The following is a 12,606-nucleotide window of genomic DNA, read 5'->3' as shown; positions in this document are numbered from 1 at the left end:
TCGTACACACAGGGAGCAACCGGAATGGGTTCGGTTCGCGTAGCCATCGTCGGCGTGGGCAACTGCGCCGCGTCGCTGGTGCAGGGAGTCGAGTACTACAAGGACGCCGACCCGGCGTCCAAGGTGCCCGGCCTCATGCACGTGCAGTTCGGTGACTACCACGTCCGGGACGTGGAGTTCGTCGCGGCCTTCGACGTCGACGCGAAGAAGGTCGGCCTCGACCTCGCGGACGCCATCGGCGCCTCCGAAAACAACACCATCAAGATCTGCGACGTGCCGAGCACCGGCGTCACCGTCCAGCGCGGCCACACCCTCGACGGTCTCGGCAAGTATTACCGCGAGACCATCGAGGAGTCCGCCGAGGCCCCGGTCGACATCGTCCAGATCCTCAAGGACAAGCAGGTCGACGTCCTCGTCTGCTACCTGCCCGTCGGCTCCGAGGACGCGGCGAAGTTCTACGCCCAGTGCGCCATCGACGCCAAGGTCGCCTTCGTCAACGCCCTGCCGGTCTTCATCGCCGGTACCAAGGAGTGGGCGGACAAGTTCACCGAGGCGGGCGTCCCGATCGTCGGTGACGACATCAAGTCGCAGGTCGGTGCCACCATCACGCACCGCGTCATGGCGAAGCTGTTCGAGGACCGGGGCGTCGTCCTGGACCGCACCATGCAGCTGAACGTCGGCGGCAACATGGACTTCAAGAACATGCTCGAGCGCGACCGCCTCGAGTCCAAGAAGATCTCCAAGACCCAGGCCGTCACCTCCCAGATCCCCGACCGGGAACTCGGCGAGAAGAACGTCCACATCGGCCCGTCCGACTACGTGGCCTGGCTCGACGACCGCAAGTGGGCCTACGTCCGTCTCGAGGGCCGTGCCTTCGGCGACGTCCCACTGAACCTGGAGTACAAGCTCGAGGTCTGGGACTCCCCGAACTCCGCCGGCGTCATCATCGACGCCCTGCGCGCCGCGAAGATCGCCAAGGACCGCGGCATCGGCGGCCCGATCCTGTCGGCGTCGTCGTACTTCATGAAGTCGCCGCCGGTGCAGTACTTCGACGACGAGGCGCGGGAGAACGTCGAGAAGTTCATCAAGGGCGAGGTCGAGCGCTGACAGGACGAGGCGCGGTGCGCTAAGTCCACTCGCTCTTCGGGTCGTTGAGGGTCCCCGGGTCGCACACCCGGGGACCCTCAACGTATGTGAGGCTGTGCCCCATGGCTGTCGTACGAGACCTGCGGGTGCTCCTGCGCTTCCGGGACTTCCGGCGTCTGCTTGCCGTACGACTGCTCTCCCAGGGAGCGGACGGGGTCTACCAGGTCGCGCTCGCCACCTACGTCGTCTTCTCCCCGGAGAAGCAGACGTCCGCCGCGGCCATCGCCTCGGCCATGGCCGTCCTGCTCCTTCCCTACTCCCTCGTCGGGCCCTTCGCCGGTGTCCTGCTGGACCGCTGGCGGCGCCGTCAGGTGCTGCTCTACGGCAATCTGCTGCGCGCACTGCTCGCCTCGGTTACGGCCGTCCTGATCCTGATCCACGTTCCCGACTGGCTCTTCTACGTCTCCGCGCTCTGCGTCACGGCGGTCAACCGTTTCGTGCTGGCCGGACTCTCCGCCTCACTGCCCCGGGTGGTGGACGCCGACCGCCTGGTGGTCGCCAACTCCCTGTCTCCCACCGCCGGCACGCTCGCCGCGACAGCGGGCGGTGGACTCGCCTTCGTCGTACGGCTGCTGGGCTCGGACTCGGATGCCGTGGTGGTCCTCCTCGGCTCGGCCCTGTATCTGTGCGCGGCCCTCGCCTCGCTGCGCCTCGCGCGGAACCTGCTCGGCCCGGACCCCGCGTGGGTGCAGACGCGGCTGGGTGTCGCGATCGCCGGCACGACACGGGGGCTGGTCGCGGGCGTGCGACATCTCTTCGAACCGGGGCGGCGAGCGGCGGCATGGGCGCTCGCGTCGATGACGATGATGCGGTTCTGCTACGGCGCCCTCACGGTCATGGTCCTGATGCTGTGCCGGTACGCCTGGTCGTCCTCGCCCTCCGAAACGGCCGAGCCGGAGGAGGGGCTAGCCCTGCTCGGACTCGCCGTGGGGATCTCGGGGGCGGGATTCTTCACCGCGGCCGTGCTGACGCCTTGGGCGGCCGGGCGTCTCGGGCCGGCCCTCTGGATCGTGACGTGCGCTGCGACCGCCGCCGTACTGGAACCCGCCCTCGGCCTGCCCTTCACGGAGCGACCCATGCTGGTCGCCGCGTTCGTCCTGGGGCTCGTCACTCAGGGGGCGAAGATCTCGACGGACACGATCGTGCAGTCCGCCGTCGACGACGGCTACCGGGGCCGCGTCTTCTCTCTCTACGACGTTCTCTTCAACGTGGCGTTCGTCGGCGCCGCGGCAGTGGCCGCAGCGATGCTCCCTCCCGACGGCCGCTCCGTCGTCCTGGTGATCACGGTGGCAGTGATCTACGGAGCCGTCGCCGTGGGCATGGCGCGCTTCGGGATGGCGAAGCAGTCGCGTCAGACCTCTCAGACGGGGACCTGAGCCCGATGTTTCACGTGAAACATCACTCCGGTCAGTGAGCGGCACCCCAGCGGACCCGCCCCGCACAACACTGCGGCGCGATGTTTCACGTGAAACATCGCGCCGCAGCTGAGGTCGACCTCCCGGAGCCTAGGGCATCTGAGCCCACCACTCCTTGAGCGCCGCCACCGCCTCGTCATGTTCCATCGGTCCATTCTCCAGCCGCAGCTCCAGCAGGAACTTGTAGGCCTGCCCGATGACCGGGCCCGGGCCCACGCCCAGGATCTCCATGATCTGGTTGCCGTCGAGGTCCGGACGGATGGCGTCCAGCTCCTCCTGCTCCTGAAGCTGCGCGATGCGCTCCTCCAGACCGTCGTACGCACGGGACAGCGCACTCGCCTTGCGCTTGTTCCGCGTGGTGCAGTCGGAGCGGGTCAGCTTGTGGAGGCGATCGAGGAGCGGGCCAGCGTCACGGACGTAGCGGCGGACGGCGGAGTCCGTCCACTCTCCGGTGCCGTATCCGTGGAAGCGCAGGTGGAGCTCGACCAGACGCGAGACGTCCTTGATGAGGTCATTGGAGTACTTGAGGGCCGTCATGCGCTTCTTGGTCATCTTGGCCCCGACCACCTCGTGGTGGTGGAAGGAGACCCGGCCGTCCTTCTCGAAGCGCCGGGTACGGGGCTTGCCGATGTCGTGCAGCAGTGCGGCGAGACGGAGGGTGAGGTCGGGCCCGTTCTCCTCGAGCGCGATCGCCTGTTCCAGGACGATCAGCGTGTGGTCGTAGACGTCCTTGTGCCGGTGGTGTTCGTCACGCTCCAACCGCAGCGCGGGAAGCTCGGGCAGGACGTGCTGGGCGAGACCAGTGTCCACCAGCAGGGTCAGACCCGTGCGCGGGTGTGTGGAGAGGACCAGCTTGTTCAGCTCGTCCCGCACCCGCTCGGCGGACACGATCTCGATCCGGCCGGCCATGTCGGTCATCGCCGAGACGACCTCAGGCGCGACCTCGAAGTCGAGCTGCGCGGCGAATCGAGCGGCCCGCATCATGCGCAGCGGGTCGTCGGAGAAGGACTCCTCCGGCGTACCAGGGGTGCGCAGCACTCTCGCCGCGAGATCCTCGAGCCCACCGTGCGGGTCGATGAACTCCTTCTCCGGCAGCGCCACCGCCATCGCGTTGACGGTGAAGTCACGTCGCACGAGGTCTTCCCCGATGGAGTCGCCGTACGACACCTCCGGCTTGCGAGAGGTCCGGTCGTAGGCCTCCGACCGGTACGTCGTGACCTCGATCTGGTAGCCGTCCTTCTGGGCCCCCACCGTGCCGAAGGCGATGCCGACCTCCCAGACGGCGTCGGCCCAGGGACGCACGATCTTCAGCACGTCCTCGGGGCGGGCGTCCGTCGTGAAGTCCAGGTCGTTGCCGAGCCTGCCGAGCAGCGCGTCCCTGACCGACCCGCCGACCAGAGCCAGCGAGAACCCCGCCTCCTGGAAGCGGCGGGCGAGATCATCGGCGACAGGGGCGACACGTAGCAGTTCACTCACCGCGCGGCGCTGCACCTGGCTCAGGGCACTGGACTGTTCGTTGGCGTTCGGCACAACAGAAAAGGGTACGTGGCCACCGTGGCGGTGGTCGCCTCCATTGAACGTGCACAACGGTTTCGCGTAGATGACCCCATCCCCGGCGCCTTTGATACGTGTACATACAGGGACAGCCCGGTCTCGCCGCCCGATCTTGTGGCGCGGACCGCGGCACTTCACCTCGGCGCGCATCGTTACCATGCGTGGACGCACATTCCGACGACCACTGACGACGACGAGGACGGGCGAGCGCGTGGCCGAGGCGGCAGACTTCCAGGGGACCAGTCCCTCACCTGCCCGCCGCTGGCTGCTGCGTACAGGGGCGCTGATCGCCGGGGCGCCGCTGCTGGCCGGTCTGCTCCAGCTCACCGCCGCTCCGGAGGCTCTGGCGGCGCCGAAGGCCGCGTCGGCCGATGCCACGGGGACGAACACCGTCGCTGTCTCACTCGACTCGCTCAGCCCCAGCGCGCCCACCGACGGCGACACGGTCACCGTCTCCGGCACGGTGACCAACAGGGGCAAGCAGACGATCACGGACGCCCATGTGGGCCTGCGGGTGGGCTCAGCTCCCCTGACGACCCGTTCCTCCATCGACAGCGCGGCCAAGCGCGACGGCTTCGACCAGTTCGCCGACGGGACGGAGGTCGGCGGGAAGTACGTGGAGAAGTTCTCCAAGCTCACTTCCGGTGTGGCCCAGCCCTTCACCATCTCCGTGCCCGTCAAGGAGCTGGACCTCGGTGCGGACGGCGTCTACCAGCTCGGTGTCTCCCTCTCGGGCCAGACGTCGGCGGCCCGGTACGACCAGATCCTCGGCATCCAGCGCACGTTCCTCCCGTGGCACCCCGACGAAGCGGACACGAGGACGAAGACCACGTACCTCTGGCCGCTGATCTCCACCAGCCACCTCACGGCCGAGACCGGGCCCGGAGAGCGCCAGACGCCCACGTTCCTCAACGACGACCTGGCCAAGGAGATCTCCGCGGGCGGTCGCCTGGAGCAGATGCTGTCGCTGGGCAAGGATCTCGACGTCACCTGGGTGATCGACCCCGATCTGCTGGCGTCCGTCGTCGCGATGACCGAGAGCTACAGCGTCCGGAGCGGAAGCACGACCGTCCCGGGCAGGAGCCAGGCGGTCGCCAACGCGTGGCTGGCCGACCTCGAGACCGCGGTCCAGGGCAAGGAAGTGGTCGCGCTCCCCTTCGCGGACCCCGATCTGGCGTCGCTGGCGCAGAACGGCAAGGCCGTCACGGGCTCCCTCAGCCGCCTCAAGGACGCCACCGACGTCGCCGCGGACACCGTCGAGAACATCCTCCACGTGGAGCCGAATACCGAGTTCGCATGGCCCGTGAACGGCACCGTGGACCCGTCCATCATCAAGGTCGCCACCTCGGCGGGCGCCGACAAGGTGATCGCCCGCAGCGACAGCCTTCAGGAGAACCGCGGCCTGTCCTACACGCCCACCGCCGCCCGCCCCATCGGTGGCGGCACCACGGCCGTCGTCGCGGACGCCCAGCTGTCCACGGCGTTCCAGGGCGACATGACGAAGGCCGAGAGCTCCACGCTGGCGGTGCAGAGGTTCCTCGCCCAGAGCCTGATGACGAACCTGCAGACCGACCGGCAGCGCAGCATCGTGATCGCCCCGCAGCGCATGCCCTCGGCCAGCCAGGCCCAGACGATGGCACAGGCCCTGACGATGCTCCAGGGCGGTACCTGGTCGCAGTTCCAGGACCTGTCCGCGGCCGCCGAGGCGAAGCCCGACCCGAACGCCAGCACCAGGATCCCGTCCGCCTCGGCGTACCCCAAGTCGCTGCGCAAGCAGGCACTGCCGAAGTCGGCGTTCGAGGAGATCCACGGCACCCAGAGCGACCTCGACCGCTTCAAGGTGATCCTCAATCGCCAGTCGCGCGTGGTCACGCCCTTCGGCCGGACCATGGACCGGGAGATGTCCACGTCGTGGCGGGGTCACGCCGCGGACGCTCAGGGCTATCGCGACGGCGTGCAGTCGTACCTCGACACTCTCACGAGCCAGGTCCGGCTGATCGATAAGTCGGAGACCAAGCTCTCGGGCCGTAGCGCCATGATCCCGGTGACGGTCGAGAACAACCTCGTGCAGGGCGTCGACCTGACGCTGCGCCTCACGTCGCAGCTCCCGAAGCGTCTGAAAATCGATGGCGACGACGACGCCGAGCGGTCAATCGACATCTCGGGCGGACACAGGGAGTCCGTGAAATTCACCACCAATGCCAAGGCCAACGGCAAGGCCGACGTCATCGCCCAGCTCTACACGAAGGACGGCCAGAAATACGGCGACCCTGTCGTCTTCACTGTGAGCGTCACCGAGATCACTCCCACGGTGATGCTCGTCATCGCCGGCGGTGTCCTGCTCCTCGTCCTCGCCGGGTTCCGGATGTACACCCAGCGCAAGCGCGCCGCCGCCCGGCAGGCGGCGGGGGGCGCCTCGCAGGACGAGTCGGCGGACAGCACTTCTCCGGGCGAGGAAGCGAACACCGAGGGGGCCTCGGTCGTACACACTGACGGAGTCGTACACACTGACGAAGGGGATTCCTCGGCCGAGCCCGTGGCAGACGCGCCGGAGCACCCGAGTGACCCGGCCACGGACACCGCATCGGAAAGCACCGACCGGTCCGGAACGGGTGAGAGAGTGGACCGTTGAGCGATTGTCGTGGCCCGTGGGCCCGGGGACGATGAGGTGGGGTAACCATGAACGCGCCGTACGACGGTGACCGCGGCCAGGGCGCGGCCGACTCGGGCTACCCCGACAGCTCGCTGCCCGATTCGGCCCAGGTGCCGCCGCAGCCTCCCGCGGACATGTACCTCCAGGACACCTACGACCAGGACCCATACCGCGCGCGGGATCTGTCCGCCCAGGACCCGGTGGCCGAGGCGCTCTACGACCGCGCCGCGCACCCTCCGCCGCCTCCGGGCGTCCAGCAGCCGCAGCAGCCGCTCTACGGGCAGCCCGCGCCGTCGCAGTACGCCCCCGACCCGCAGGTGTGGGCCCAGACTCCCGCGCCCGAGCCGGACGGTCCGTCGCGGCATCTGCCGTACGGCGACAACGCCCGTACGACCCAGTTCGTGGGAGTGGACGACCTGGTCACGCAGGCCGGCGAGGAACGCCACGAACCCGACGCGTTCGCCCATCTCTTCCGGGACCAGCAGCAGAGCGGCAGCGGCCCCGTGGGGCAGCCCTCCGTGCCCAGCCCGACTCCCGCTCCGGCCCCGGGCCCGGGCCGTCCGCAGAACGAGGAGCCCGCACAGGCCCCCGCGGCCGCTCCGGCCCCGAAGAAGGGTGGGCGGGCCTCGGGTCTGCTGAAGTCGAGCGCCGTGATGGCGGCGGGCACCATGGTCTCGCGCCTCACCGGTTTCATCCGCTCGGCGATGATCGTCTCAGCGCTGGGCCTCGCCCTGCTCGGCGACTCCTTCCAGGTGGCCTACCAGCTGCCGACCATGATCTACATCCTGACCGTCGGCGGCGGCCTGAACTCCGTCTTCGTGCCGCAGCTCGTGCGCGCGATGAAGGACGACGAAGATGGCGGCGAGGCCTACGCCAACCGTCTGCTGACCCTCGTCATGGTGGTCCTCGGCCTTCTCACGGCGCTCGCGATGTTCGCGGCCCCGCTCCTGGTGCGAGCGCTGTCCGTGGGAGTCGCCGACAACCCCGCGGCCAACGAGACCGCCGTGACCTTCACCCGGTACTTCCTGCCGTCCATCTTCTTCATGGGCGTCCACGTGGTGATGGGGCAAATCCTCAACGCCCGCGGTCGGTTCGGCGCGATGATGTGGACGCCGGTCCTCAACAACATCGTCATCATCGTCACCCTCGGCGCGTTCCTGTGGGTCTACGGCAGCGCGGCCGACTCCCGGATGACCGTCGACAACATCCCGCCGGAGGGCGTGCGCCTGCTCGGTGTGGGCATCCTGCTCGGCCTCGTCGTGCAGGCTCTCGCGATGATTCCCTACCTGCGGGAGACCGGGTTCCGGCTCCGGCTCCGCTTCGACTGGAAGGGCCACGGCCTCGGCAAGGCCGCGATGCTCGCCAAGTGGACGATCCTCTTTGTCCTCGCCAACCAGGCGGGCGCCCTGGTGGTCACCCAGCTGGCCACGTCCGCGGGCATCGGCTCCGACGTCAAGGGCACCGGTTTCGCCTCCTACGCCAACGCCCAGCTGATCTGGGGTCTCCCGCAGGCCATCATCACGGTGTCCCTCATGGCCGCCCTCCTCCCGCGCATCTCGCGGTCGGCGGCCGAGGACGACGCGGGAGCCGTCCGCGACGACATCTCGCAGGGGCTGCGCACGACGGCGGTCGCGATCGTGCCGATCGCCTTCGGGTTCCTCGCGCTGGGCATCCCCATGTGCACCCTGATCTTCGGTTCTTCCGGCACCGTCGAGGCCACCAACATGGGCTTCATGCTGATGGCCTTCGGCCTCGGCCTGATCCCGTACTCCGTGCAATACGTCGTCCTGCGCGCCTTCTACGCGTACGAGGACACGCGGACGCCGTTCTACAACACGGTCATCGTGGCCGCCGTCAACGCCGGGGCCTCCGCGATCTGCTTCTTCGTGATCCCGGCCCGCTGGGCGGTGGTCGGGATGGCGGCCTCGTACGGCCTCGCCTACATGATCGGTGTGGGCGTCGCCTGGCGGCGGCTGAAGAAGCGGCTGGGCGGTGACCTGGACGGCTCCAGGGTGATGCGGACATACGCACGGCTGTCCATCGCGTCGCTGCCGGCGGCGCTGGTCAGCGGAGCGGCCTGTTACGGGATCAGCCGGAGTCTGGGACAGGGCGTGGGCGGCTCGATACTCGCCCTCGTCGGGGGAGGAATCGTTCTGCTCGGTGTCTTCTACGTCGCCGCGCGGCGCATGCGCATCGAAGAGCTCAACTCGATGGTCGGTATGGTCCGAGGACGACTGGGGCGCTGAGACGGGGTTAGGCGCACAACCATCGTCCGTCGTCGCGTGTCGCTCATAGCGGCGGACTGTGGGCACAATTGGCTTTGGCGTCGCAGAGCGCGCAACGGATGGGGAGGCAGGAACGACGGTGGCGGAACGGAGCACGGCTGCCGTCGACGTGGCAGACAACAGCGGCGAAGAGCCGCTGACCGCGCAGGCGGACCAGTCCACGGCCGACGGGGAGGCCCAGAACCGGGAGCGGGACACGGACAGCTCGGCGAGCGAAGAGGCACAGGGAAGCGGCGACACCGAGAGCCCTTCCAGGACGACACCGCCCGAACTGCACAGCGGTCACAAGCTCGCCAGGCGCTACCGCCTCGAAGAGTGCGTCACCCGTCTGGACGGTTTCAGTAGTTGGCGTGCCGTCGACGAGAAACTGCGGCGTGCGGTCGGAGTTCACGTCCTGCCGGCCGACCACACACGCGCCCGTGCCGTGCTGGCGGCTGCGCGTTCCTCGGCGCTGCTGGGCGACCCCCGCTTCGTCCAGGTGCTGGATGCCGTGGAGGAGAACGACCTCGTGTACGTGGTGCACGAGTGGCTTCCCGACGCCACGGAACTGACGACGCTTCTCGCTTCCGGCCCGCTGGAACCGCATGACGCTTACCAGATGGTCACGCAGGTCTCGCACGCCATGGCCGCCGCGCACCGCGAGGGCCTGTCCCACCTCCGGCTCAACCCGAGCGCCGTCCTGCGCTCTGCCGCAGGGCAGTGGCGGATCCGCGGCCTGGCGGTGAACGCGGCGCTGCGCGGCATCAGCTCCGACACCCCGCAGCGCACGGACACGGAGGCGATCGGCGCACTGCTCTACGCGTCGCTCACCCAGCGCTGGCCGTATGAGAACGACGCGCACGGCCTCTCCGGGCTCCCCAAGGGCGTCGGGCTGATCGCTCCCGACCAGGTGCGGGCAGGCGTCCACCGTGGTCTGTCGGAGCTCTCCATGCGCGCGCTCGCCAACGATGGCGCCACCGCCTCGCGGCACGAGTCTCCGTGCACGACGCCGGAGGAGTTGGTGAAGGCGATCGGTGAGATGCCTCGCATCCGCCCGCCGGAGTCGGCGTTCACCGCCCCGCCCGACTATCAGCGCACGACGTATCAGCAGGGCACGTACGGCCGTCCGTCGCCCCATCCGGGCGTCACGCAGCCCATTCCGACGCCTCCGCCGCCGCTGCAGAGCCGTACCGGCAAGGCCCTGAAGTGGGCGGTGTCGGCTCTGCTGATCGCCGCGCTCGGCCTGGGCAGCTGGCAACTGGCGGACGCCCTGATGGAGCGCGCCGACCGGTCCAACGACACGGACACGGGCCAGACGACGGACAACGACAAGGGCGACAGCACGGCCAAGCCGCTCAGGAAGCTCGGCATCAGTGGCGCTGTGGAGTACTACCCGGACGGGAAGCCGCAGCACGCCGACGACGTGGATCTGACCTACGACAAGAGCGGGTCCACGTACTGGCGGACCTACTCCTTCAACGACGGCCCCACTCTGGCGCCGTACAAGCAGGGTGTCGGCATCGTCTACGACCTGGGCTCCGCCCAGGAGGTGTCGGCCGCGTCGATAGGGCTGTACTACGCCGGGGATCACACATCGGCCACGCTCTACGCGGCCGACTCCCTCTCGTCGTCCGCCCCCCTCGGTTCGATGACGAAGATCGCCTCGAGCACGACCAGCGGGACCAACCTGAAGATCTCCGCCAAGAAGCCGGTGAAGACCCGGTACGTTCTGGTCTGGCTCACCGCCGTGCCCAAGTCGGCGCCCGACCAGTTCAGTGGCGCCGGCTACAAGCAGGCGATCACCGACGTGAAGTTCATGGGCTGAGAGTTCTTCGAGGAAGGGGGTCCGATGGCGCCAGTCGCTGACCATAGCGGGACGAGCGATCAGGACCTCCTGGCCCAGCATGTCGGGGGCGACCCCGATGCCTTCGCGGAGCTCGTACGGCGCCACCGGGACCGGCTGTGGGCGGTGGCGCTGCGGACCCTGGGAGACCGCGAGGAGGCCGCTGACGCCGTCCAGGACGCGTTGGTGTCCGCCTATCGGGCCGCGCATACCTTCCGGGGCCAGTCGGCCGTCACGACCTGGCTGCACCGCATCACGGTGAACGCCTGCCTGGACCGCGCCCGCAAGGCGGCCTCGCGCAAGACCTCCCCGGTCGACGACACCGAGCGGCTGGAGCAGCTCCTGGAGCCGCACGAGTCGGCATCCGCTCCCGCCGAGCGCAACGACGTGCACCGTGAGCTCCTGGAAGCCCTGGGCACCCTGCCGCAGGACCAGCGGGCAGCCCTCGTCCTGGTGGACATGCAGGGCTATCCGGTGGCGGAGGCCGCTCGGATCCTTGATGTCCCGACCGGGACGGTGAAAAGCCGCTGTGCCCGTGGCAGAGCCAGACTTCTGCCGCTGCTGACCCATCTCCGCGGCGACGGCGGGGGTGACAGCGGCAAGAAGTCAGGGCGCGGAAGGAACCGGACGCAGGGGACATCCGTCCCACCCGCAGCAGGACCACATGATGCAGGGCCAAGCGATTCAGCTGCTGTGAAGGGCGGAGGTGGGCGAGCGTGACATCCACGACCGACACAGCCGGACACCCGGACGTCGAGGAGATCTCCGACCTCACCGAAGGTCTTCTCCCGCCGTCCCGTACCGAGGACGTCCGACAGCACCTGGACGAATGCTCCCTCTGCGCCGATGTGCATGCCTCGCTGGAGGAGATCCGCGGCGTGCTCGGCACCCTGCCGGGCCCTTCGCGCATGCCCGACGACGTAGCGGGACGGATCGATGCAGCTCTGGCTGCCGAAGCCTTGCTGAGCGCCACCACGCCCGACCCGGAGATCGCAGAGACCTCCGAAGCCTCCGACTCCTCTGTCACGACTGGCACGACGTCGCGGGCGGACGACCGTGTTCATGTTTCACGTGAAACATCGACGCCAGCCGATCGTCCCTCCGGTCATGGCCGGGGGCCCACGGGGCCGGGCCGCTCCACACCCAAGCGACGCGCTCGCCGCGTCAGGATCCTTGCCGCGGTCTTCGCGACCGCCACTCTGGGACTCGGTGTACTGCTCGTCCAGTCGATGAACGACAGCGGCTCCGGCGACAACTCTCCGAGCGCTCAGAGCCCCGCCTCCGACGTGTTCTCCGGCGTCAAGCTTCAGAAGCGGGTGGACGATCTTCTCGGCGGCCAAACGACGAAGGAAGCACCGAGCCGCGATTCGGTCGGCGCCAATACGGCACCCGGCGATCCTGAGCACTTCGACTCGAACCCCACCACGAAGCTCACGAAGGACGTGCCCCCTTGTATCGCCAAGGGCATCGGCGACGTGACGGGGGCCATCGCTTCGGAACCCGGGACCTATCAGGGGGCGGACGCCTATCTCGTCCTGTTGCCCGTCCTGGAGGACACTTCGCACGTCACGGCCTACGTCGTCGACGCCTCCTGCGTGGGCAAGGCGTCGGCAACCGCCGGAGAGGTTCTGCTGAAGCAGACCTACGCCCGCCCCTGAGAAACGGCGTGCCGCGCCACCCTGGCATCCCTGTCCGGTGTGACGTCTCCGTGTGCCCGGACACACCGGGAAT

At 68.7% G+C, this 12,606-nt stretch carries 8 protein-coding genes; 7 read left to right on the top strand and 1 reads right to left on the bottom strand.

All coding sequences use genetic code 11. From position 1 onward, the window contains the following. Nucleotides 1-24: 24 nt before the first annotated feature. Both AOK15_RS08740 and AOK15_RS08735 read left to right on the top strand, forming a co-directional pair. Nucleotides 25-1,107, top strand: coding sequence for an inositol-3-phosphate synthase (locus AOK15_RS08740; RefSeq protein ID WP_055514508.1), 1,083 nt, complete (start codon nt 25-27; stop codon nt 1,105-1,107). Between the two features lie 101 nt (nt 1,108-1,208). Beyond that, nucleotides 1,209-2,522: an MFS transporter gene (locus AOK15_RS08735; RefSeq protein ID WP_055514506.1), complete on the top strand. Its 1,314-nt coding sequence runs from the start codon at nt 1,209-1,211 to the stop codon at nt 2,520-2,522. Between the two features lie 129 nt (nt 2,523-2,651). On the opposite strand, the gene AOK15_RS08730 is transcribed toward AOK15_RS08735, so the two are convergent. Then, a complete protein-coding gene (locus AOK15_RS08730; RefSeq protein WP_055514504.1) occupies nt 2,652-4,091 on the bottom strand; it encodes a CCA tRNA nucleotidyltransferase in 1,440 nt (479 codons plus the stop codon). A gap of 235 nt (nt 4,092-4,326) precedes the next feature. On the opposite strand from AOK15_RS08730, the gene AOK15_RS08725 reads away from it, so the two are divergent. The 5 genes from AOK15_RS08725 (at nt 4,327) to AOK15_RS08705 (ending at nt 12,533) form a co-directional block, all read left to right on the top strand. After that, the gene (locus AOK15_RS08725) at nt 4,327-6,747 is read left to right on the top strand and encodes a DUF6049 family protein (RefSeq protein WP_055514503.1); all 2,421 of its coding nucleotides are present in this window, start codon (nt 4,327-4,329) and stop codon (nt 6,745-6,747) included. Between the two features lie 47 nt (nt 6,748-6,794). Then, nucleotides 6,795-9,014: a murein biosynthesis integral membrane protein MurJ gene (murJ, locus tag AOK15_RS08720; RefSeq protein ID WP_055514501.1), complete on the top strand. Its 2,220-nt coding sequence runs from the start codon at nt 6,795-6,797 to the stop codon at nt 9,012-9,014. Between the two features lie 118 nt (nt 9,015-9,132). Next, nucleotides 9,133-10,857, top strand: coding sequence for a protein kinase family protein (locus tag AOK15_RS08715; protein ID WP_055514498.1), 1,725 nt, complete (start codon nt 9,133-9,135; stop codon nt 10,855-10,857). 24 nt (nt 10,858-10,881) lie between these two features. Continuing rightward, nucleotides 10,882-11,595 carry an RNA polymerase sigma factor SigM gene (gene sigM / locus AOK15_RS08710; RefSeq protein ID WP_055514497.1) on the top strand — a complete coding sequence of 238 codons (714 nt, stop codon included), beginning with the start codon at nt 10,882-10,884 and terminating at the stop codon, nt 11,593-11,595. Further along, complete coding sequence (locus tag AOK15_RS08705; protein ID WP_055514495.1) at nt 11,592-12,533, top strand: anti-sigma factor family protein; 942 nt, start codon at nt 11,592-11,594, stop codon at nt 12,531-12,533. Before sigM ends, AOK15_RS08705 begins: the two co-directional genes overlap by 4 nt. Nucleotides 12,534-12,606 lie beyond the last annotated feature (73 nt).

It is taken from the genome of Streptomyces ossamyceticus, assembly GCF_001418475.1.
Taxonomy (GTDB): domain Bacteria; phylum Actinomycetota; class Actinomycetes; order Streptomycetales; family Streptomycetaceae; genus Streptomyces; species Streptomyces ossamyceticus.
This window is presented reverse-complemented; position numbering and strand designations above follow the sequence as displayed.

Bases quoted from the DNA above. Each gene is read 5' to 3' on its own strand.
- AOK15_RS08740 (WP_055514508.1), top strand. From the start codon at position 25: ATGGGTTCGGTTCGCGTAGCCATCGTCGGCGTGGGCAACTGCGCCGCG.
- AOK15_RS08735 (WP_055514506.1), top strand. From the start codon at position 1,209: ATGGCTGTCGTACGAGACCTGCGGGTGCTCCTGCGCTTCCGGGACTTC.
- murJ (WP_055514501.1), top strand. From the start codon at position 6,795: ATGAACGCGCCGTACGACGGTGACCGCGGCCAGGGCGCGGCCGACTCG.
- sigM (WP_055514497.1), top strand. From the start codon at position 10,882: ATGGCGCCAGTCGCTGACCATAGCGGGACGAGCGATCAGGACCTCCTG.